The sequence below is a fragment of the Vulcanisaeta distributa DSM 14429 genome (assembly GCF_000148385.1).
GTDB lineage: Archaea > Thermoproteota > Thermoprotei > Thermoproteales > Thermocladiaceae > Vulcanisaeta > Vulcanisaeta distributa.
Window position 1 is genome coordinate 266,601 of record NC_014537.1, and the last position, 19,090, is coordinate 285,690.

Here is a 19,090-nt window from a genome sequence, read left to right on the forward strand (position 1 = left end):
CTTGATCAAAGTAAATAGCTCGTATGAACTGGAAGCTAACGGTAATAGGCTTAGGGTTCGTAATAGCACTACTGGTGGCTGCCTCGGTATTTGGAATATCAACCGATGCCAGCATACCCGGCCCCATAAAGATTTACTACCCAACGGCATCGTTAAGCGGGATATTAATGTATGGCTGGGTATACTCAACATCTACGGCACCCTATCAGTACGCCCCCGTAATAGCCCAGAGCATAAACTCAATAAGTGCGCCCCAGGGCCAGACCATTAGTAAGTCCGTGATAGTCTCACTGCCAAACCCACTCATGCCGAATTGCCCAACCTCAACTGTGAACATAACGGCATCATTAACCATGAACTCCGCAAGCCTGAGCAACATATTCCTATATGCCGTTAATATAACGACCACGTCCGGCTCCCTCAACAACGTTGTACTAGTGTCCTCTGGGCTGCCATACGTCGTTAATCAAACAATTAGTAGCGCCACGATGAATGGGCTAACGGTTTACGCGTACTACGTCAGTGTCGGCAGCCTGTCGTACAGCGGTTTAAGCGTTACGGTTACCCCAGCCCTTATTACATGTAGCTCCTCTGGCGTGACAACAAGTAATGTGGTTTCTGGGTCATGAGTAATTAATTTGGTTTGGTATTATTCAAAATATTCTTTCTATTTTTATACCTAGTATATTTACCTAAAAAGGCTATATATAGATTAAGCTTTTAAGAGGAGTACCGATTAATTACTGTGGACTTCTTTACAAAGTTTGGCTATATATTAGTCAATATGTGGAGACACAAGGCACTTATTTTGCCAATACTCCTCGTGTTAAACGTACTTTCCTGGATTTATTTCTGGGTTAAGCCATCACTGCTTGGTTTTTCCATGATTATCCTAGCCCTGGCTCTCCTTCTTACGGTTGTATTCATAGGGGTCATTCCCGTTGCCATTATTGAGGAGAATAACTATAGGATTGATGTTGTTAGGAGGATGGGGCTTGATTCATTCGTTTCACTTGTGGTGGTTTATGCTCTGTTCATTTACGTTAGCCTAATCCTCCTGGCGGTTATAAAACCGCCGCCACTCCTCATAGTGATGATGGTCCTCCTCTTCGCGCTGCCCCTGACGCCCTTCGTGGTGATTGCAGTGTTGGTGCCACCCCTCGTGGGTTACTTCATGAGGCAGAGATGGCGCTCGCTCAGGGGTAGAATACCCTTCTGGGGCATTTACCTGGGCTTACTATCGGCATTAATACTACTACTACTGCCCATAATGTACTTCAGGGTGCTCTTCGTGAGCGCATCGCTGGTGAACTCCTTCATACTTGGTGGTGTGGTGACCATACTCTCCCTAATACCGTTATTCTACCCTAAGCCCATGGTCTGCAGGGTGCTGGGGCTTGCCATGATCTTCCTGGGCATATTGATGTGGTTAATAGTTGCCGGAGGCTTAACGTGGGGCTCTGTGCTCTCAATAATAAGTGGTGGGTATCTATATGACTGGAAGCCACAGGACTAGTTATTAAACATATGCATGGTTTATATATAAATAAATTATTGCCAGTGTTTAAATAATAATGATAAATAGCAATATTGTGTTAATCAATAGGTATGGTTCAAAATTGACTATAATAATCACTGCGGCGGTTGCACTATCCCTGGCGTTACTTAGTCTCTTCATATATGGCGTTTATCAGGGCGATATATTGACTTCCTCGGTACCGCGGTGCCAAACCCTACCAGCCTATCAATTAAGTACTAAGACCCCCATTAAGCACGTGATCATAATATTCCTGGAGAACCACAGCTTCGATAATTTCTTCGGTGTATACCCAACCAACGGTACCCTGGACAATTCATTAATTAATCAATTAACAATCCCCAACAACCTACTCACCATGGGCAAAATTCCCAATTACCTACGGCCTGTGCCCCGTGGGCATTTACCACACGGAAGATCCTAGTGAGGGGTATATACCGTACTACGCTGATTGGGATTATGGAAGAATGAATGGTTGGTTATGGGGCTCAGGCCCGCAATCCCTCTATTACTACACTGTTGATCAATTAGCGCCACTTTGGGACTTGGCTGAGGAGTACGGGCTCGCCGATAATTACTTCACGCCATACCTCTCAGAAAGTGCGCCAAACCACCTCTTCCTATACGTGGCATATGCGCCGGTCATAGACGACTACGGCCCACCACCCTACATACCAGTCCGGGGAAGCATATTCGCGGAGCTATGTCAATATCACGTGAGTTGGGGTTACTACATAGATCCCAGGGAGCCTCCAAGCCTCCTCGATATTAAGTACTTCTACGGTATTAATAAGTACTCGACACATATACAGACCTGGAGTGACTTTATAAGTGAGGTAATTAATGGTTCATTACCGGCGGTTTCCTGGGTCATGCCAAACCCAATAAACGACATGGGCCCGCCAAACAACATATTATATGGGGAGGCCTGGCTCCTCTATATAATAGATACGGTTGAGGAAAGCCCAATATGGAACTCGACGGTTATCTTCATAACATGGGATGAATTTGGCGGTTACTACGATCATGTATCGCCACCGATAATAAATGACGAACCCTTGGGCATTAGGGTCCCGCTAATAGTCATATCACCCTACGCCAAGGAGGATTACGTATCCCACACCTTACTAACCCATGCGTCATTAATAGCCTTCATTGATTATAACTGGGGGTTACCTGCCCTAAATGAGTATGTATTAAATAGCAACATACCTCTTGACTTCTTCTACTTTAACATGAGTAGGAAGCCGATAATATTTAATGAGTCACAGGGCTTTCCGTTGATAAGCAATGTGTACTCAATACTTAACGCATCCAACTATAGGGATTTATCGAACCTATTCCCATTAACACCGCAGATACCACTTAATGAGCTTCCATACACAAGGTATGGCTTCAGCAACATAACACTTATGGAACTGGGTTCACGGGTATACGTGGGTAAAGACTTCATGTATATACCCGTAATTTACACGCCATTATTCCTATGGTTAATCATAGCCCTAATAATAGATTTAATGCTAATATCATTACTACCCATAGGTAAGGAGTTTCCTAAGTCATTACCCACAATGATGTTGGGTATCGCTGGTGGTTCTGTGGTCACCGCATCAATTATTGGATTGATAACCTTGACAACGGGCTTTCTCAATTACCTGGGAAATACTGGGGAGGCACCACCATTACTCATGGGTTACCTAATTGGTCTAATACTATTCTCAGTAATTGGCTCGTTAATTATGCGAACCAGGCATGGGCCCTACGCATTAATTACTCTTTCAATAATAATTCCAATACTCCTATACGTACTCATCTACGCCCAGGCAATTCAATCGTATTTAATGAGTGATGAACCATTACTATTTTATGGCCTACTATCCACGGCGCCAATAATGCTGATAGTGTTATTAATAGTCAGGCCATACGTGAGTGGTAATACGTGGACTAAGGGCTTCGGCTATACAGTTTCGCTGGCCCCGCTTTCTTACGTAATAATACTTATTATTGCTTTCATGTACATAAGGCTTTATCAACCTGGTTTGTCAACACTATTATTACCAACGGAATTCGTGGGCCTCATATTGGTTATTACCTGGTTTTTAATGGTGATGAGAGGTCTCAGGCTGGGTGTTGGTCATGAGCTATGACGTAGCCATAATAGGTTCTGGGGTTGTCGGCTTGTTCATTGCGTATGAGCTTGCCCACTATAGGGTTAGGGTTTTAGTTATTGATAAGGAGGTTGAGCCTGGCTTTGGTGTTTCAAAGGGTCATGCAGGTGTTATTCACGTTGTTCAACCACCATTTAACTCATTAAGGAGTAAGTTGGCAGTTGAGGGCAATAGGCTGTATGATGGTATTGCAAGGAGACTTCATGTTAAGGTTAGGAGATTGAGCGCACTCCTGGTGGCTAAGAACCCAGGTCAATTAATTGCGCTACCCGCCGTGTGGTTAATCCTTAATCACGTATATGGTAAGCAGGGCTTTAGGGTTAGGGTCCTCGGTCCGCGGGGTTTACGCAGGGTTGAACCCAACGTTAGCGGCTTAGGCGCGGTCGAGGTTGATGGTTATGGAGTTATAAACTCCTTCGAATTAATATCGCAATTATACAACTTTTGTAGGTTAAATGGTATTGACTTCGCCCTGAGCACAGAAGTTAGGGATGCCAAGGTTCTGGGTGATGAAGTTGTCCTAGTTACGAGTAGGGGTGAGTACAGGGCTAAGTACGTGGTTAATTCCGCAGGGCTTTACTCTACGGATATTGCGAGACTATTTGGCGACGAGTATAGGCTTGAGTTTGGTAAGGGCGCCATGCTAGTATTCTGGGGAGAGCAGGTGAGGAACATTGTGGCGCCACTACAATTAATACCGAACCCAAAGACTAAGGGCGGCGCCATCATACCCACCGTGTTCGGCACAACGATATGGGGACCAAGCCTATCAATGGGCGATAGAGGCGATAGGTCAGTCAACGAGGACGACGTTAATGTGCTGAGGGAGAAATTCGGCAGGTTATTAAGGAATAAGGATTTCACACCAATAAAGGCCTATGCAGGTGTTAGGCCAATACCTGAGGGTGATGATTTCATAATAACGTATAGTGGGTCGAGTAGGCATGTAATTCATTTAATAGGTATTGAGTCGCCTGGATTAACGTCAGCACCGGCAATAGCCAGGAGGGTTGTGGAGATGCTCAGGGAGGCAGGTGCGATGCTCACGCCCAAGGATGGTGTTAAGGAGGTCGATCCAATGGTAATGACTAGGGATATTATTAAGGACGGTGGATTAATAAGTGGCGATCAAGGGGAGGTCGTATGCCCATGCATGGGGGTTACTAGGGCAGATATTCGTGAGGCGATTAGGCGTGGTGCTAGGACGCTTGATGGTGTAATCTTTAGGACTGGGCTTGGCATGGGTATTTGCCAGGGAATGTGCCTCGGTAGAGCGATTAAAGTTATTTCTGAGGAGCTTGGTGTAGATCCGAGGGAGTTGACAAAGTCAGGTGGTGGTTCATGGCTGGTTACACAATAGTTGGTGCTGGGTTAGCCGGTCTATCACTGGCTCTTGAGTTACGTAGATTGGGAGTTGAAGCTGAGATCATTGAGTATAGGGACTATATCGGTGGTATTCATTCGATAATGCCTGAAACTAAAGGTTTCATTAATGATGCATTAAAGAACGTTAGTGCTCGGTTAAATACGACAGCGGTTAGGGTTGGTGACGCGACATACATAATTTGGAGGGGAGGTTATAGGAAGCTTGCCGGTAATGTCGTTGTAGCCACGGGGTTCAGGGTAATGACATTACCTGAGTTGGGTATCTATGGTGAGAGGCCTGCAGGGATTTATCCGCACCATGCAGTATTAGATATGTTGCATTATGAATTATTACCTGGTAAAAACGTAATTGTGTATGGCGATAATCAATACGCGCTGTCGCTGGCTGGGGAATTAACGAAGCGTGGCGCTACCGTCCACGTAGTGTCGCCAACGAAGCTTGATACCGGGGCTGTGGGAGAGGATGTTGATATTATTATTGGTAGGGTAAGGTATGTTAAGGGCATGGGGAGGGTTGAGAGAGTCCTAGTAAATAATGAGTGGGTTACCGCGGACACCCTGGTGATATCCATGTTTAGACCATTCAATCCATTTCCCGAGTTTAGGGCTGTTGGTCAAGCGGTTATTGAGACATACGACCCAAGCATCGTCATTGAGAGCGGTAGGATAATGGCTGGGGAATTAGTGAATAGGTCTGGCGAGTTTATAATCATAGATAGTGACCTGCCCATTTACCCAGGTAATAGGGTTAGTAGGGATGTGCGTAGAGTAATAATTCCCTGTAGGGGGTGTAGGGTCATGGTTAATGATAGAGAGTACGTCATTAATAATGATGCCGCCATTATTGAATTACCAGATGTTGATAAGGTGATTATTAGGAGGGTGGTTTCATGAGTCTTGGGGTAATTGATGTTGGTACTACGAATATTAAGCTCATAATATATGACGAAGAGCTTAACCAGAGATATTCAGAAACCGTAAATGTACCGATGGCATTCCCCGGCAATTACCGCGTTGAGCAGGATGCAAACGCACTTAGGTCTGCCTTCAATCACTTAGTTAGCACGGCTAGGGACAGGGGCGTTAAGTACCTAGGCATCTCAACCTATAGGGCATCAGTACTTGCGTGGGATAGGTCTGGTAATCCACTAATAAACATAATCACGTGGTTGGATAGGAGGGGTCTGGAAATCGTTAATAAGTTCCCATACTCAATCATGAGACATTTACCATTACTGAGCAGCATCTTAATACCGACATCACCAGTAGTACAAATACTCTGGCTATTAAGGAATAGGCGGGGCTTAATTGAACGTGTAAGGAGGGGGGAGGTCTTCATTGGTACGTTAAGTTCGTACTTAGCATACATAATTGGTAATAGGTATGTTAATGATGCCAGTAATGAGGCGTTAACTGGACTGTGGCATCCAGGTAATTTTAGGAGGATTGATGCGGTATATGAATTATTGGGAATACCTAGGGAGGTGGGGCCTGATGTTGTTGATAACATTCATGAGTTCGGTGAGGTTAATGGAATGAGGGTTGGGGTCTTAATAGCTGATCAACAGGCAGCGATGGTTGGTGAGGGCTGCCTAAGCATTGGTTGTGGTAAGGTCACTAACGGTACTGGCTCCTTCGTGGATGCAGTCACTGATAAGTTTAGGCTCGCTGGCGGTGGTTTACTACCACTCCTCATACTTAAGTACGGTAACACGGTGTATTACGGAATTGAGGGCTTCCTGCCGGCGACTGGTTCAGTAATTGATTGGTTAATTAAGCTTGGGTTACTATCTTCACCGCAGGAGTTAGATGGTTTAGTCAATGTTGATACTCAGGGCATAGTGGTTGTACCGGCGTTGGCAGGTGTTAATGTACCACCAAGGCCATGCGCCAGGGGCTTAATTGATGGCCTGACACTTAATACCACGAGGGAGTCCTTCGTGAGAGCAGTTATTGAGGGTATCGTTCAATTAATAGGCCTTATTTTCGACAAAATTAGGAATTACTCAAGGGTTAATGTCGTTAGGGTTGACGGTGGTTTATCAAGGAGCGTATTATTCCTTAAGTTATTGGCTACGGCATTGGATACCGCCGTTGAGAGGCAGAGGGATGTGGAGGCAACGGCTAGGGGTGTTGCGGCATTATTGAAGGTTTTTAGGGGTGATTGGTCATTAAACGACATTATTAAGGGGGCCCACGTTAATGTGGAGTTACGTATTAAGCCTGGTGAGGAGAAACTATCATTAAGTAGGGATGTTGTTAGGAGGATTGTTGAGGGGATGAGATGCAGAATGTGATTGAAAGGTTAATCAATGCACTGGGTCGTGATAGGGTGATAACGAGTAATGATGTTTTAAGGAAGTATTCCAGGGACTTTTGGCCCCTATTAATGATGCGTGAGCAGGTGTTTAACGAGGAATTACCAATGCCTCTCGCGGTTGTCGTGCCTGAGAGTGTAAATGATGTATCACTGGCCTTAAGGATAATTAATGAGGGTAATGACGTAGTGCCTGTGGTTGTTTATGGCGGCGGTTCAAGCGTTACGGGTGCCTCATACGGTGCCGGATCAATAATCATTGACATGTCTAAATTGAATAGGGTCATAGACATTAATACCTATGACTCGTTGGTAACCGTTGAGGCTGGTGCAAGGCTGAGGGATGTTGAGACTAGGCTAAATGAGGTGGGTTATAGCCTTAGGCATATTCCGCAATCATTCAATTACGCAACAATAGGAGGCCTAATAGCGACGATGAGCTCAGGTCAGTATAGCACATTGTATGGCAATATAGAGGACATGGTAATAAACCTGGAGGTCGTCCTACCCAATGGTGAAATAACCTGGTTAAGGAGTAATAACGTTCCACGTGCATCCACCGGTCCATCGCTTAAGTACCTATTTATTGGTTCGGAGGGCATGCTCGGCGTGATCACAAAGGCTGTGCTTAGGATCGTACCATTACCAACATCCACAATATACGGCGCATACTCATTTAAAACCCTTGAGCAGGGTGTGGAGGCCCTTAGGGAATTAATGATTAAGAGAGTTATTCCTGCCATTGCCAGGTTATACGATGATAATGAGGCGGCACTTAGGTTTAGCATTAACGAACCATTACTAATAATAAGCTTTGAGGGCTACTATGACGACATAGTACAGGCCCTATGGAGGAGGGCTGATGAAATTATTAAGAGCCATGGCGGAGAATATGTGGGGAGTAAGTACTTCGAGGATTGGTTAAGGACCAGGTTTAATGTTGAGGAGGAAATAGAAATGATTAAGATGTACGGCCTGTGGTTTGACACAATCGAGGTCTCAACCATCTGGTCTAGGGTTAATCAATTGTATAGGGACTTCAGGGAATCCCTGCTCAGGGTTAACGGTGTTGTGGGCGTCATGGCCCATATATCGCACCTCTACATCAATGGCGCATGCATATACTTCACGGTACTATTCAAACCTAATGTAAACACCTACTGGGAGCTATGGAGTAGGGCAATGGAGGTTACATTAAGGAATGGCGGATCCATAAGCCATCACCACGGCATTGGTATTGTGAGGTCTAGGTGGCTAGGCCGTGAACTTGGCAATGCACTTAACATACTAAGAACAATAAAGACCGCATTAGATAATAAGGGGGTATTGAACACAAAGAGCAATATGTTCTTTACAACTGAAAGATAACTGAAAGTCTTGCCCCTTTAAGATAAGAGGGGGCCAATGATTCGATAGAATCTCGTAGTAAAATTTAACAATGATTTAGTAAATTAAGTTATAAGGTTACTAGGGATTACCGGGTTACGATACCCGCGGGCATTAGGGGGAGGCTCGGGATTAAGGTTGGTGATTTGTTAATTGTTTATGTTGAGGATGATAAGATCGTATTTAGGAAATTATCAGGTAATAGAAAGAGACTTACATTTGGTAGGAAGTTAACGCTTGAGGACATTGAAGCTGGTATTGAAAGGGGTGCACTAAATAGTGGAGGCAATAGTTGATACCAAGGCCGTAATTCTCGACTTATTCACCGATTCGGATTCAGTAATGAGGGTTCGGGTTTGAGGATACTGCCGTATTCCCAAATTTTATTTTCATTATTTATTTTTTAGTATCAATTCTTAGACGTCGATTTCGAGAAATCCATCTTGGGTAACCCTGACCTTATACGTTGGTAATGGCGCCTTTACATCGGCATACTCACACTTCACGTCAGGCCTGACCTGCGGCTTCTCTATCATCTCGCCGGTCCTAACATCATACTTAGCCAGGTGTGCTGGGCATGTGGCTACGTAACCATTGACATCCGTCAATAGGGCGCACCCCATGTGGGCGCATATGGCGAGCATTCCGTAGTAATTGTCACCGTACTTAACCACGAGTATTGGCTTGTTATCAACCCAGGTGATCACGGAGTTCCTCCTTTCAAAGACCTTAACCAGTATGGATACCCTCCTCCACATGACAAGACCTGGGGCATAGGCACTAATTAATTAAGTTTATTGCACAGAGACGAGCCAAAATAACTAGTTGAGGATACTCACACGGGGATTACGGAATACGATACGCATTAGCGCCATGATTACGGTGAGAGAACCGAGAGAGTTTAGGGAGACCAGAGGTGGGTACTCCAGCACCATTAAGCTAGTGCGGTGAGTTGAGGTAATGTGTAAATGTAGTAAAAATAAGGTCTCTCACTTCATTAGCATCCTGGCGGGGCGTAACTCCCTCCTGAATGGATCAAGGACTAGCCCGAATATCTCGAGCGTGACTGTACCGAGTAGGTTCTCATCCTCTGTCTCACCGAGTACAACCGGCGTGTGTCTCTCACCGTAACCCCTCAGCTCAATCACGGCTTCCGAGACCCACCGCCTAATCACCGTACCATCGGCAAGGACGAACTCCATCTCCTGCATGGGCTTAAGTCCAAGGTACTCCCAAACATCCCTCCTTAAAACGGTATACACCGCGCCCGAGTCGACAAGTAGCTTAACCGGTACGGACTTATCCCCATGCTTAACCACGGCATCAACATATACCAAGCCCATAGACAGCTTACGCAGTATTGGTAACTTTAATTATAAACCTTAATGACCCTGTACCAATTATCCCTCTCCGCAGGTGTTAAACCTAAGCCCTTAATTAAATTAATGAGGGTATCTCTGGTGAGTATGGGCATCTTAAGTCCCGTGGCTGGTATAACCCTCTCCTCATAGAGTGTGCCGCCGAAGTCATTGGCGCCGAACTTAAGGGCCAATTGCGCAACCTCTAGCCCATTTGTTAACCAACTCGACTGTATATTGGGCAACTCGTTCTTAAACACGAGCCTGGCCACGGCAACTACCCTCAAGAGTGTGGCTGAGGTCAGTGGGTACGGGACCTCCCTGGTCAACTCGCTATTGCCTGGCTCGAAGTTCCAGGCGGTGAATGACAGGAATCCGTGAGTCCTCCTCTGAAGCTCAATTATCCTATATAGGTGCTCAGCCCAGTCGCTCATGGTCTCCACGTGGCCGTACATCATGGTCGCATTGCTCATTATGCCCATCCTATGCGCCGTCTCCATTATGTTTAGCCAGGTGTCCGCATCTATCTTGTGCGGCGCTATGGCCCTCCTCACCCTATCAACGAGTATCTCACCACCACCGCCGGCCAGCGTATCCATGCCAGCGCCCCTAAGCCTATCAAGGACCTCCGCATAACTCATCCTATGCTTCCTGGCCAGGTAATCAACCTCTATTGGGCTTAACCCGTGAATAGCGACATGAGGCAACTTAGCCTTTAATGCCTTGAATAACCCCTCGTAATACTCAATATCCAGCTCGGGGTTTATACCTCCCTGGACCAGGACCTGCCTAATACCGAACTCCCTATCAATGGCCGCAACCCTACGCACAGCCTCCTCAACACTCAATGTATAGGCCTCCGGGTGTCCAGGCAGTCTATAAAAGGCGCAGAACCTGCAGGCTATTACGCACACATTCGTGTAGTTAAGTATCATGTTTGGTATGAAGGTGACTACATTACCAAAGTACTTCCTGGTCAGGTACTCGGCGGCGGATCCGAGCTCCCATAAATCGGCCCTAAACAACTCCTCAATATCGTGCGGATCTAACCGCTCTTCATAAACGGCCTTCTCAACAACAGGACTCCAATTATTGGCCACGTCATTACGCATTGAACAGCATTATTTAAGTTATTACGTGTTGCGCCATGGTGAGGTAAATAGTATAAAAATACCAATGCTTAAAAGGGATGTAGTTACTAACACGGTGTCATGTGTACAATAGATGATTTACGTAATGCCATAATCAACGGCATTACTAAATCTGATGCCGAAAAATTCATGGTAGAATGTGACTTTAAGGACTTAGCCCGTGTCGCGAATGAGCTTACGAGGAAGATAACCGGTGATACTGCGACCGTGGTTAACAACGTCGTGATTAACTACTCAAACATATGCGTGGCCCAGTGCCCAATATGCGCCTTCTACAGACCCAGGGGTCACCCAGAGGCCTATGTTAGAACCCCTGAGGAGATAACAAAGGGCGTGCTAGAGGCCAAGGCTCGCTTTGGCGTAACGGAGCTCCACATAAATGGCGGCTTCAACCCAGACCTAGGCATTGAGTATTTCGAGGAGGTGTTTAGGTCCGTTAAGAGGGCGGCTCCTGACGTAATTATTAAGGGGCCAACGGCCGCAGAAATAGACTTCTATGCCAGGGTTTGGAGGATGAGTACTAGGGAGGTGCTTGAGAGGTTCAAGGCGGCGGGACTTGACGTGCTCAGTGGGGGTGGTGCGGAGATACTTAATGAGGAGGTTAGGAGGGTGATAACTCCGTACAAGTTCAATGCAGAGACCTGGCTCAGGATTCAGGAGGAGGCCCACAGGGTTGGGCTTATGAGTAATGCCACGATGCTCTACGGCCACATCGAGAAACCAAACCACATTGTTGAACACGTCTTCGCGATTAAGGAGGTTCAGGAGAGGACTCATGGAATACTCCTCTTCATACCAATAAAATTCGTTCCCTGGAACACAAAATTGTATAGGGATGGTTTGGTTAAGGGGCCCGCGCCGGCGGAGTATGACGTGAAGGTCATAGCCATTTCAAGGCTAATACTCGGCGATACCATAAGAAGGATAGGCGCGTACTGGGTCTCAACGGGTAAGAGGTTGGCTTCGACATTACTAATGGCCGGCGCCAACGACCTAGTGGGTACAATGATAAATGAGCAAGTGCTCAGGCAGGCAGGTTCTAAGGAGTCCGTGACTCTTGGGGAATTGGCGCACATAGCCCGTGAGGCGGGTTTGAGGTTATTCCTTAGGGACACGTTCCATAGAATAATCACTGAGGTGGGTAGTGCCTAGGGATGACCACAATGAGCGTTATCAGGCTGAAGTACGCCCACTCAGACCCACTCTTCCATTACTCGGGGCTTAACCCGATATGGGCCAGTAATAATGAGTCAATAAGGTTAATACTTGAGGGTAAGGCAAGCATCGGCTTCGTACCACTAACATACGCTGCGCTAAACTGTGATGCACTTTATGTAATTCCCAAATTCGCTATATACAGCGACGGGCCCGTTATATCCGCTAGGTTATTTAAGGGCCTGGGCACTGGGTACGCGGCCGTTAGTGACACGAGCGTCAACGCGTTGGCAGTGAGGAGGTTGTTAAATATTGAGATTAAGGTCATTGATGACCCATACACAGCATTAAGGAATTTCGGTGCGGTGCTCGTTATTGGCGATGACGCCCTGAAAATGGTTGACGCAGGCTACCCATACATAATTGACGTTGGTGAGTTGTGGAAAGAAAGGGTTGGTCTGCCCTTGGTTTATGCAGTCATGGTTGTTACCAGGAATTATAATTATCACGAACTTAACACAGTAATTAGTGCCATTGAGAAGTCCCTTGAATTGTTTGAGAGGGATCCGGAGCCCGTTATTCAGTATACCGCGAGCAGGATTGGCGTGTCTAGGGAATTGATTAGGCAGTACTTCGGCGCGATTAGGTATAGGGTTGATGATAGGGTCATTTTAGGGATTAATGAGGAGTTGAGGATATTCGGTATAGGTAATTGCCTGCGCTTCCTAGGCAATAAAGCTTAATACCGCAGGACGAGGCCTTGTCACGATGGAATTACTAATTGGACATAGCCCGGACCCGGACGACGCATTCATGTTCTACGCACTGAAGAAAGGCCTGGTCAAGGCGCCTTTCACGGTCAGGGAATTCCTAATTGATATTGAGACGCTGAATAAATTGGCGATTCACGGTAGGATCGACGTCACGGCAGTGAGCACGCATGCCATGGCATACATAGGGGGTAAATACTACATACTTAGGGTTGGCGCATCCATGGGGCTTAAATACGGCCCGGTTGTGGTGGGTAATACCGCAAAGCCCGAGTTGGTTGCGGTGCCTGGCACTTACACCACGGCAACACTACTTGTTAGGCTTGCAATGCCTAATGTAAAGACCGTGGAGATACCCTTCGATAAGATCATGGATGCAGTAAGGGCCGGCGTGGTTGATGCCGGTGTGTTAATACATGAGGGGCAAATAACGTATGAGAGGTATGGGCTTAGGAAGATCATAGACCTAGGTGAGTGGTGGTATGAAGAGACGAAGTTACCAACGCCATTAGGCTTAGACGTCGTTAAGGCGTCTCTGGGCATTGATATGGCTAAGGCGGTTAAGGAGGCGTTGCTGGAGTCAATTAAGTACGCAATGAGCCATAGGGAGGAGGCCCTGGCATACGCCATGGAATTCTCGAGGGGCCTAAACATGGGCGATACTGATAGGTTCGTTAGGATGTATGTAAATGATTACACGATGGACATGGGAGTTGATGGTGAGAAATCAATCAAGGTACTACTTGAGATGGGTCATGAAAGGGGTTTATTACCCGAGCCTCAATTACTATTTATCTAACCTGACTACTACGCCTCGTTTAGCTAATCCCTCTATCTCGTCACGTGACAGTCCAAGCTCAGTTAAAATCTCTACAGTATTCTCACCAAGCCTCGGCGCGCTGCCCCGCGTCTTCGGCCTAGCGTCATTTATTCGTAATGGGTTTAGGAAGTCCTTCTCATTGAACCCCCTTGCAATCAATTGAGGGTCCTTACCGAGGTTCCTTATTGAGTTTACGGGGGCTGCCGGTACGTCGTGACGCCAAAGTAACTCGAGGGCTTCGGCAACCGTGTACTTACTGAGCTCCTTGCTTAATTCATTTATGGCGCCTTTATCAAATTGCCTATTGATTAGATCTTCACGATTTAATGCCCTGCATAATCCCTGCCAGAACTTAGTCTCTATGGCACCAATGGTTATGTAACCATCCCTGCACCTATATACGTTGTAGAATGGGTACTTACCCGTTAGGCTTGGGTCAGCGCCTTCATAGGTCATTGCCATGTTTAGTGCATTAAATAGTAATGCGGATTCCATCATCGATACCTCGACCCTACCACCAACACCCCTCAGTAATAGGCTTAACACGCCAATAACGCATAGTAGGGCTGAGCCGACATCCGCGACCTGCACGGTCAGTGGCCTAGACATACCATCACTGAATAAGTCTGGGTCAAGCAGACCCGCGACACCCACGGTATTTATGTCATGATTTGGGAGGCCCGAGTATGGGCCGTTCTCTCCATAGCCATTTATTGAGCAGTAAACGATCCTATCATTAACGCCCTTAAGAGTTTCATAGTCAATACCAAGCCTCCTCGTAACACCCGGCCTAAAACCCTCAATGACAACGTGACTCCTTTTAACAAGCCTGTAAAACAAATCCCTACCCTCCTCAGTCTTTAGGTTAATCGCAATACTCCTCTTACCGGCATTCAACCATTCAAAGAGCGTTGGCGATATTTCCCTTAGGTAATCACCGGACTCCGTATCCTCAACCTTAATAACTTCAAAACCAAGGTCGGCCAATATTCTAGTGGCGACACCGCCAGGATAGAGCCTCGTAAGGTCTAGGACCCTAAACATTAAGTAAATTCCAGGCCTAGGTTAATAAGTATTTGTTATGGACTTAGGAGTTACGATTATCACCCCTCTGCCCACTATTCTTCACCATGAACCATGTCCCTATTCCCACTGCGCATAGTTTTTTGTTTGCGTCGTATACGTGGGCCTCGGCAACGGCTAGGTGCCTACCAGCCCTTATCACCCTACCCTCCACGGTGAATGGGCCGTTTACCAGCGGTTCCAGGAAGTGCACCTTTAACTCGGCCGTGTATTGATCAACACCATCATTAACCGTCATGACCGCTGTACCGAGCACCGTATCAATAACTGTCATAACAACGCCGCCATGAACCATACCACCCTTCCTAAGAATCTCACGCTTATAGGGAAAAACAGCCCTAACAAAACCATCACCAATCTCAACAAACTCAAGACCAATGAAGTTAAATAATGGTTCACTACGTAGGTAGTTATTCATTAACTCAGCAACATTAAAACCGGCGGACCTGGCCTTAAGAAATAACTCCTTAATGCTACTTATTGAACCGACGCCCTTTATTAACTCATCCCATGCCGACACATGATAAGGAGTAGGGAGGGCCTATTTAAGCAAAGTTTCGCTGATAAGTAAATAGTGGTAAGTAGCTTAAATAAAGCTAGGAATAACCTGCCCAGCCACTAGGGACTCCAGGGACTCCCTAAACCTGGCTATTCCATACTCATTCCCATAAACAACAACCTCTGCGGGCCTGGGACGGCCATTATAATTACCGCTCATTGAATATACATAGGCGCCGGCATTGAGGATAATGAGTAAATCACCCTCCCTAACCCTCGGCAACTCCCTACCAATGGCCAACTTATCCGTGTTCTCGCAAATGGGCCCAACAACGTCCACCACCTCCCTCTCCTCATTATTACTACACGTGATTATGTGGTGATAGGCACCGTAGAGCATAGGCCTAATGAGGACATTCATACCAACATCAACACCAACAAAGGTCCTACCACCCTTCCTCTTAACCTCAGTAACCCTAGTGACCAGGTAACCCGCATTACCAACAATGAACCTACCCGGCTCAACCCACAGCTCACCTGGGAAGAAATTCCTGAGAACCCCTAATCTACCTAAGTCAAGAGGCTTCTCATCGGGTCTATACGGGATCCCAAACCCACCACCCATGTCGAAGTACCTAATCCTAATGCCAACCCTGTCCTCAATCGCCTCAGCATATTCCTTAAGCAACTCAGCGATTTTAATGAAGTAATCAGCATCAAGTACATTACTACCCATCATTGCATGTATGCCGAACTCCCCAACACCCACATCCCTAGCAAGCCTATAAGCCTCTACGGCATCGTCTAAGAACATGCCGAACTTACTCTCCTCACCAGCCAATACAACGCCCGGCGCGAAGCCCCTGCCATAGCCCAGGTCAACCCTGAAGAACGCGGTCTTAGGCTTATAACCAAGAGATAAAGCCCTCTCAAACTCCCTCCTCGAGTCGAAATTAAAGATAACGCCGGCGTCAATACCGTACTTAATGTCATTAATTGATCGAAAGGCGCCGGTGTACAATATATTACCCGGCTCAAAACCAGCCTTTAGTGCCAGGAATATCTCGCCAGGCGATGCAGCATCCGCGCCCGAACCAAGCTTCCTCAGGAAGGTAAGTATTGCCAAGTTGGGATTGGCCTTTATCGAGTATAAGACCCTGGCACCGGTGGCCTCCTTAATGACTCTATAATTCTCCTCAACCCTACCAAGGTCATAAACAATGAGCGGTGTGCCAAACCTGTCCGCTAACTCCATAAGGCTAATGCCATTACCAACAACGCAATTGCTCATTATAATACGGTAAGTAATGCCTCTTTTTTATCACTATCACTTTATTATTTTTACACCGAGTACTTCCTGGAAGAACTTCATTGCCTCAGCCTTACTTACCCTTTGTTCTCTGCCGACATCGTGCCTAGCCCTCCTCCTGTACATGACCCTTAACCCTGGCCTTGCGAGTACGGTCGCCACGTTTAGGCCCCACACGCCTACCGCTGGGTCGTACTTAGTGCCTGGTATCATTATGTGCTCCCTAATTCCGAAGGCCACGTTGCCCCAGTCATCGAATGAGCTCTCCCTCAGTGTGAAGTCCACCGCAGCCAGCGTCCTCAGTAGGAACCAAACGGCCTTGTTTCTCCTTAGTGTTACGGCGACGCCTATCGGCTCACCCTTCCTAATGTTCCAGTCCTTAATTGACTTCTTGGCAAGCCTATAGCTTGGCTTCTGCATTGTTAATTCCTCAAGGACCTTGGCGGCCTTCTCGAGCCTCTCACCACTCTGCCCAACGCCTATATTGGCGACCACCTTCTCAATCCTAATGACCCTCATTGGATGGTCCGCGGGTAATACGAACTTCCTCCAATCCACCTGGTCCGGTGTTAATGACTTTAGATCAATCTGTGTTAGGTCTATTGCAGGCATCGTTAAGCGTGGAGAATAAGCATTAATAAAAATTTGCCCCTTGGGCCTTGCGTTGATATATAGTCATACATATTAATAAATATGATTATTACTTTACTGACAAAAGCCCTATTAAGGCTTTAGCTTTACGGATCATGATGTCGAGTAAGACACCATTTGAACCACTTGATCGGTCGAAGCCAACACCAGGACATCTAAAGCTCCTATTCATATCCGGCGCAGGCTTCTTCGCAGATGCCTATGACCTATTCGCAATATCCATAGCCCTCGTCTTCCTGAAGCAGGTCTGGTCATTAACCACTTCAGAAATAAGCCTGATATCATCGGCCGCATTGTTCGGAGCAGTTATAGGGCCCTTCATATTTGGCAGAATAGGCGACATATTCGGTAGGAAGTACATATACGGCGTGGAGGCCGCCCTATTAACCGCCGGCGCCATAGCCTCAGCCCTCTCAATAAACCCAACAACGCTTTGGATAACGAGGTTCATACTTGGCCTTGGAGTCGGTGGTGATTACCCAATAAGTGCCACGCTAATGAGTGAGTACGCACCAGCCAGGAGTAGGGGTTTGTTTGTGGCTGGCGTCTTCTCAATGCAGGGGTGGGGCATAGTCACGGCCGCCCTACTCGGCCTAGGACTACTGAATGCCAAGGTCAATCCAGACCTCGCCTGGAGGATAATACTTGGGTTCGGCGCTGTTATGCCCGCGCTAGTCATTTACTTTAGGCGTAGGGTTCATGAGACGCCCAGGTTTGAGTACTTCGTTAGGGGCAATGTCGAGGGTGCCAAGAGGGCAATAAGGGATGTGCTCAGGCAGGATGTGGAAATAAACGGTGTGAGAAACCATGATAATGGCTTCCGCAGCAACTTCATAAGGTACCTACCAGTGGTTCTGGGCACCGCGATACCCTGGTTTGCACTCGACGTGTTTTTCTACGGCGTGAACATATTTGGGCCCTTCGTGACATCAGCGATGGGCCTAGCCAAGAGCCCGTTGGCGGGTATATATGTTCAGTTATATGTTGTTTTGGCATTCCTAGTGCCTGGCTATTACGTGGCGGCATTACTAGTGGATAAAATGGGTAGGAAGGCCATGCAGATAATGGGCTTCTCAATAGTAGCCGCTACGTATTTAGTCGCAGCGCTATTGCTTAGGAATGGCATAGTAAACCCAGTAATCATATTGGCGCTTTACGGCTTAGCCCAGTTCTTCACTAACGTTGGACCCAACGTGACGACGTTCATACTGCCAACGGAGGTATTCCCAACAAGGTTTAGGACGACGGGCCACGGGATAGCCGCCGGTAGCGGTAAATTGGGCGCAACAATAGCGGCATTACTAATACCGCTGTACTTCCCAATAACAAGCAGTGCATTAAGCACGGTGGCCAAGTACGTGGTTATGTCGAACCTACTGCTGGTCCTAGTCATCATGGCAATAATAGGCATAGTATTCACCGCGCTCTTCATCAATGAACCTAAGGGCAAGTCTCTTGAACTATCCTCAGGGGAATTAACAACGTGATGCATTAAAACCAA

General features: G+C 46.8%; 19 protein-coding genes and 1 pseudogene. 13 read left to right on the forward strand and 7 right to left on the reverse strand.

What is annotated here, in order from left to right:
• Nucleotides 1-23: 23 nt before the first annotated feature.
• The 9 genes and pseudogenes from VDIS_RS01305 to VDIS_RS01345 all read left to right on the forward strand — a co-directional run.
• Complete coding sequence (locus tag VDIS_RS01305) at nucleotides 24-629, forward strand: hypothetical protein (protein WP_013335401.1); 606 nt, start codon at nucleotides 24-26, stop codon at nucleotides 627-629.
• A gap of 116 nt (nucleotides 630-745) precedes the next feature.
• The gene (locus VDIS_RS01310; protein WP_013335402.1) at nucleotides 746-1,516 is read left to right on the forward strand and encodes a DUF6114 domain-containing protein; all 771 of its coding nucleotides are present in this window, start codon (nucleotides 746-748) and stop codon (nucleotides 1,514-1,516) included.
• A gap of 58 nt (nucleotides 1,517-1,574) precedes the next feature.
• Nucleotides 1,575-1,961: an alkaline phosphatase family protein gene (locus VDIS_RS13095; RefSeq protein ID WP_148678163.1), complete on the forward strand. Its 387-nt coding sequence runs from the start codon at nucleotides 1,575-1,577 to the stop codon at nucleotides 1,959-1,961.
• Nucleotides 1,933-3,684 carry an alkaline phosphatase family protein gene (locus tag VDIS_RS01320; protein ID WP_171804831.1) on the forward strand — a complete coding sequence of 584 codons (1,752 nt, stop codon included), beginning with the start codon at nucleotides 1,933-1,935 and terminating at the stop codon, nucleotides 3,682-3,684. The genes VDIS_RS13095 and VDIS_RS01320 overlap by 29 nt, the downstream gene beginning before the upstream one ends.
• Nucleotides 3,674-5,065, forward strand: a complete 1,392-nt coding sequence (locus VDIS_RS01325) for an NAD(P)/FAD-dependent oxidoreductase (protein WP_013335403.1) — start codon at nucleotides 3,674-3,676, stop codon at nucleotides 5,063-5,065. Before VDIS_RS01320 ends, VDIS_RS01325 begins: the two co-directional genes overlap by 11 nt.
• The gene (locus tag VDIS_RS01330; RefSeq protein WP_013335404.1) at nucleotides 5,047-5,985 is read left to right on the forward strand and encodes an FAD-dependent oxidoreductase; all 939 of its coding nucleotides are present in this window, start codon (nucleotides 5,047-5,049) and stop codon (nucleotides 5,983-5,985) included. Before VDIS_RS01325 ends, VDIS_RS01330 begins: the two co-directional genes overlap by 19 nt.
• Nucleotides 5,982-7,388, forward strand: a complete 1,407-nt coding sequence (locus VDIS_RS01335) for an FGGY family carbohydrate kinase (RefSeq protein WP_013335405.1) — start codon at nucleotides 5,982-5,984, stop codon at nucleotides 7,386-7,388. Before VDIS_RS01330 ends, VDIS_RS01335 begins: the two co-directional genes overlap by 4 nt.
• Entirely contained in the window at nucleotides 7,376-8,776 is a 1,401-nt protein-coding gene (locus VDIS_RS01340) for an FAD-binding oxidoreductase (RefSeq protein WP_013335406.1), read from the forward strand. The genes VDIS_RS01335 and VDIS_RS01340 overlap by 13 nt, the downstream gene beginning before the upstream one ends.
• A 104-nt stretch (nucleotides 8,777-8,880) precedes the next feature.
• A pseudogene (locus VDIS_RS01345) lies at nucleotides 8,881-9,090 on the forward strand (AbrB/MazE/SpoVT family DNA-binding domain-containing protein); the annotation flags it as partial.
• 120 nt (nucleotides 9,091-9,210) lie between these two features.
• On the opposite strand, the gene VDIS_RS01350 reads toward VDIS_RS01345, so the two are convergent.
• The 3 genes from VDIS_RS01350 to mqnC all read right to left on the reverse strand — a co-directional run bounded on the left by VDIS_RS01350 (nucleotide 9,211) and on the right by mqnC (nucleotide 11,264).
• Entirely contained in the window at nucleotides 9,211-9,552 is a 342-nt protein-coding gene (locus VDIS_RS01350; protein WP_013335407.1) for a Rieske (2Fe-2S) protein, read from the reverse strand.
• 231 nt (nucleotides 9,553-9,783) lie between these two features.
• On the reverse strand, nucleotides 9,784-10,137 hold the full coding sequence (locus VDIS_RS01355; RefSeq protein WP_013335408.1) for an aspartyl protease family protein: 354 nt from the start codon (nucleotides 10,135-10,137) through the stop codon (nucleotides 9,784-9,786).
• A 26-nt stretch (nucleotides 10,138-10,163) separates the two neighbouring features.
• A complete protein-coding gene (gene mqnC, locus VDIS_RS01360; protein ID WP_013335409.1) occupies nucleotides 10,164-11,264 on the reverse strand; it encodes a cyclic dehypoxanthinyl futalosine synthase in 1,101 nt (366 codons plus the stop codon).
• A 99-nt stretch (nucleotides 11,265-11,363) separates the two neighbouring features.
• Here mqnC and VDIS_RS01365 point away from each other — a divergent pair, with 99 nt between their 5' ends.
• Genes VDIS_RS01365 through VDIS_RS01375 form a run of 3 tightly spaced genes read left to right on the forward strand, consistent with a single transcriptional unit; the run spans nucleotide 11,364 to nucleotide 14,027 of the window.
• Nucleotides 11,364-12,455, forward strand: coding sequence for a CofH family radical SAM protein (locus VDIS_RS01365; RefSeq protein WP_013335410.1), 1,092 nt, complete (start codon nucleotides 11,364-11,366; stop codon nucleotides 12,453-12,455).
• An 11-nt stretch (nucleotides 12,456-12,466) separates the two neighbouring features.
• On the forward strand, nucleotides 12,467-13,201 hold the full coding sequence (locus VDIS_RS01370) for an MqnA/MqnD/SBP family protein (protein WP_245522536.1): 735 nt from the start codon (nucleotides 12,467-12,469) through the stop codon (nucleotides 13,199-13,201).
• A 25-nt stretch (nucleotides 13,202-13,226) separates the two neighbouring features.
• Nucleotides 13,227-14,027: a menaquinone biosynthesis family protein gene (locus VDIS_RS01375; RefSeq protein ID WP_013335412.1), complete on the forward strand. Its 801-nt coding sequence runs from the start codon at nucleotides 13,227-13,229 to the stop codon at nucleotides 14,025-14,027.
• On the opposite strand, the gene VDIS_RS01380 is transcribed toward VDIS_RS01375, so the two are convergent.
• The 4 genes from VDIS_RS01380 to VDIS_RS01395 form a co-directional block, all read right to left on the reverse strand.
• Complete coding sequence (locus VDIS_RS01380) at nucleotides 14,016-15,092, reverse strand: CaiB/BaiF CoA transferase family protein (protein WP_013335413.1); 1,077 nt, start codon at nucleotides 15,090-15,092, stop codon at nucleotides 14,016-14,018. The two genes, VDIS_RS01375 and VDIS_RS01380, sit on opposite strands and share 12 nt — an antisense overlap.
• Before the next feature lie 43 nt (nucleotides 15,093-15,135).
• Nucleotides 15,136-15,651 carry a PaaI family thioesterase gene (locus VDIS_RS01385; RefSeq protein WP_013335414.1) on the reverse strand — a complete coding sequence of 172 codons (516 nt, stop codon included), beginning with the start codon at nucleotides 15,649-15,651 and terminating at the stop codon, nucleotides 15,136-15,138.
• 66 nt (nucleotides 15,652-15,717) lie between these two features.
• Nucleotides 15,718-16,920, reverse strand: a complete 1,203-nt coding sequence (gene lysA, locus VDIS_RS01390) for a diaminopimelate decarboxylase (protein ID WP_013335415.1) — start codon at nucleotides 16,918-16,920, stop codon at nucleotides 15,718-15,720.
• Nucleotides 16,921-16,956: 36 nt separating this feature from the next.
• Nucleotides 16,957-17,550, reverse strand: coding sequence for a 50S ribosomal protein L5 (locus VDIS_RS01395; protein ID WP_013335416.1), 594 nt, complete (start codon nucleotides 17,548-17,550; stop codon nucleotides 16,957-16,959).
• Between the two features lie 137 nt (nucleotides 17,551-17,687).
• Here VDIS_RS01395 and VDIS_RS01400 point away from each other — a divergent pair, with 137 nt between their 5' ends.
• Nucleotides 17,688-19,076: an MFS transporter gene (locus VDIS_RS01400; protein WP_013335417.1), complete on the forward strand. Its 1,389-nt coding sequence runs from the start codon at nucleotides 17,688-17,690 to the stop codon at nucleotides 19,074-19,076.
• Nucleotides 19,077-19,090 lie beyond the last annotated feature (14 nt).

Bases quoted from the DNA above. Each gene is read 5' to 3' on its own strand.
- VDIS_RS01370 (WP_245522536.1), top strand. From the start codon at position 12,467: ATGAGCGTTATCAGGCTGAAGTACGCCCACTCAGACCCACTCTTCCAT.
- VDIS_RS01365 (WP_013335410.1), top strand. From the start codon at position 11,364: ATGTGTACAATAGATGATTTACGTAATGCCATAATCAACGGCATTACT.
- VDIS_RS01380 (WP_013335413.1), bottom strand. From the start codon at position 15,092: ATGTTTAGGGTCCTAGACCTTACGAGGCTCTATCCTGGCGGTGTCGCC.
- VDIS_RS01395 (WP_013335416.1), bottom strand. From the start codon at position 17,550: ATGCCTGCAATAGACCTAACACAGATTGATCTAAAGTCATTAACACCG.
- VDIS_RS01325 (WP_013335403.1), top strand. From the start codon at position 3,674: ATGAGCTATGACGTAGCCATAATAGGTTCTGGGGTTGTCGGCTTGTTC.
- VDIS_RS01355 (WP_013335408.1), bottom strand. From the start codon at position 10,137: ATGGGCTTGGTATATGTTGATGCCGTGGTTAAGCATGGGGATAAGTCC.
- VDIS_RS01335 (WP_013335405.1), top strand. From the start codon at position 5,982: ATGAGTCTTGGGGTAATTGATGTTGGTACTACGAATATTAAGCTCATA.
- VDIS_RS13095 (WP_148678163.1), top strand. From the start codon at position 1,575: ATGATAAATAGCAATATTGTGTTAATCAATAGGTATGGTTCAAAATTG.
- VDIS_RS01400 (WP_013335417.1), top strand. From the start codon at position 17,688: ATGTCGAGTAAGACACCATTTGAACCACTTGATCGGTCGAAGCCAACA.
- VDIS_RS01305 (WP_013335401.1), top strand. From the start codon at position 24: ATGAACTGGAAGCTAACGGTAATAGGCTTAGGGTTCGTAATAGCACTA.
- lysA (WP_013335415.1), bottom strand. From the start codon at position 16,920: ATGAGCAATTGCGTTGTTGGTAATGGCATTAGCCTTATGGAGTTAGCG.
- VDIS_RS01350 (WP_013335407.1), bottom strand. From the start codon at position 9,552: ATGTGGAGGAGGGTATCCATACTGGTTAAGGTCTTTGAAAGGAGGAAC.
- VDIS_RS01375 (WP_013335412.1), top strand. From the start codon at position 13,227: ATGGAATTACTAATTGGACATAGCCCGGACCCGGACGACGCATTCATG.
- mqnC (WP_013335409.1), bottom strand. From the start codon at position 11,264: ATGCGTAATGACGTGGCCAATAATTGGAGTCCTGTTGTTGAGAAGGCC.
- VDIS_RS01340 (WP_013335406.1), top strand. From the start codon at position 7,376: ATGCAGAATGTGATTGAAAGGTTAATCAATGCACTGGGTCGTGATAGG.
- VDIS_RS01330 (WP_013335404.1), top strand. From the start codon at position 5,047: ATGGCTGGTTACACAATAGTTGGTGCTGGGTTAGCCGGTCTATCACTG.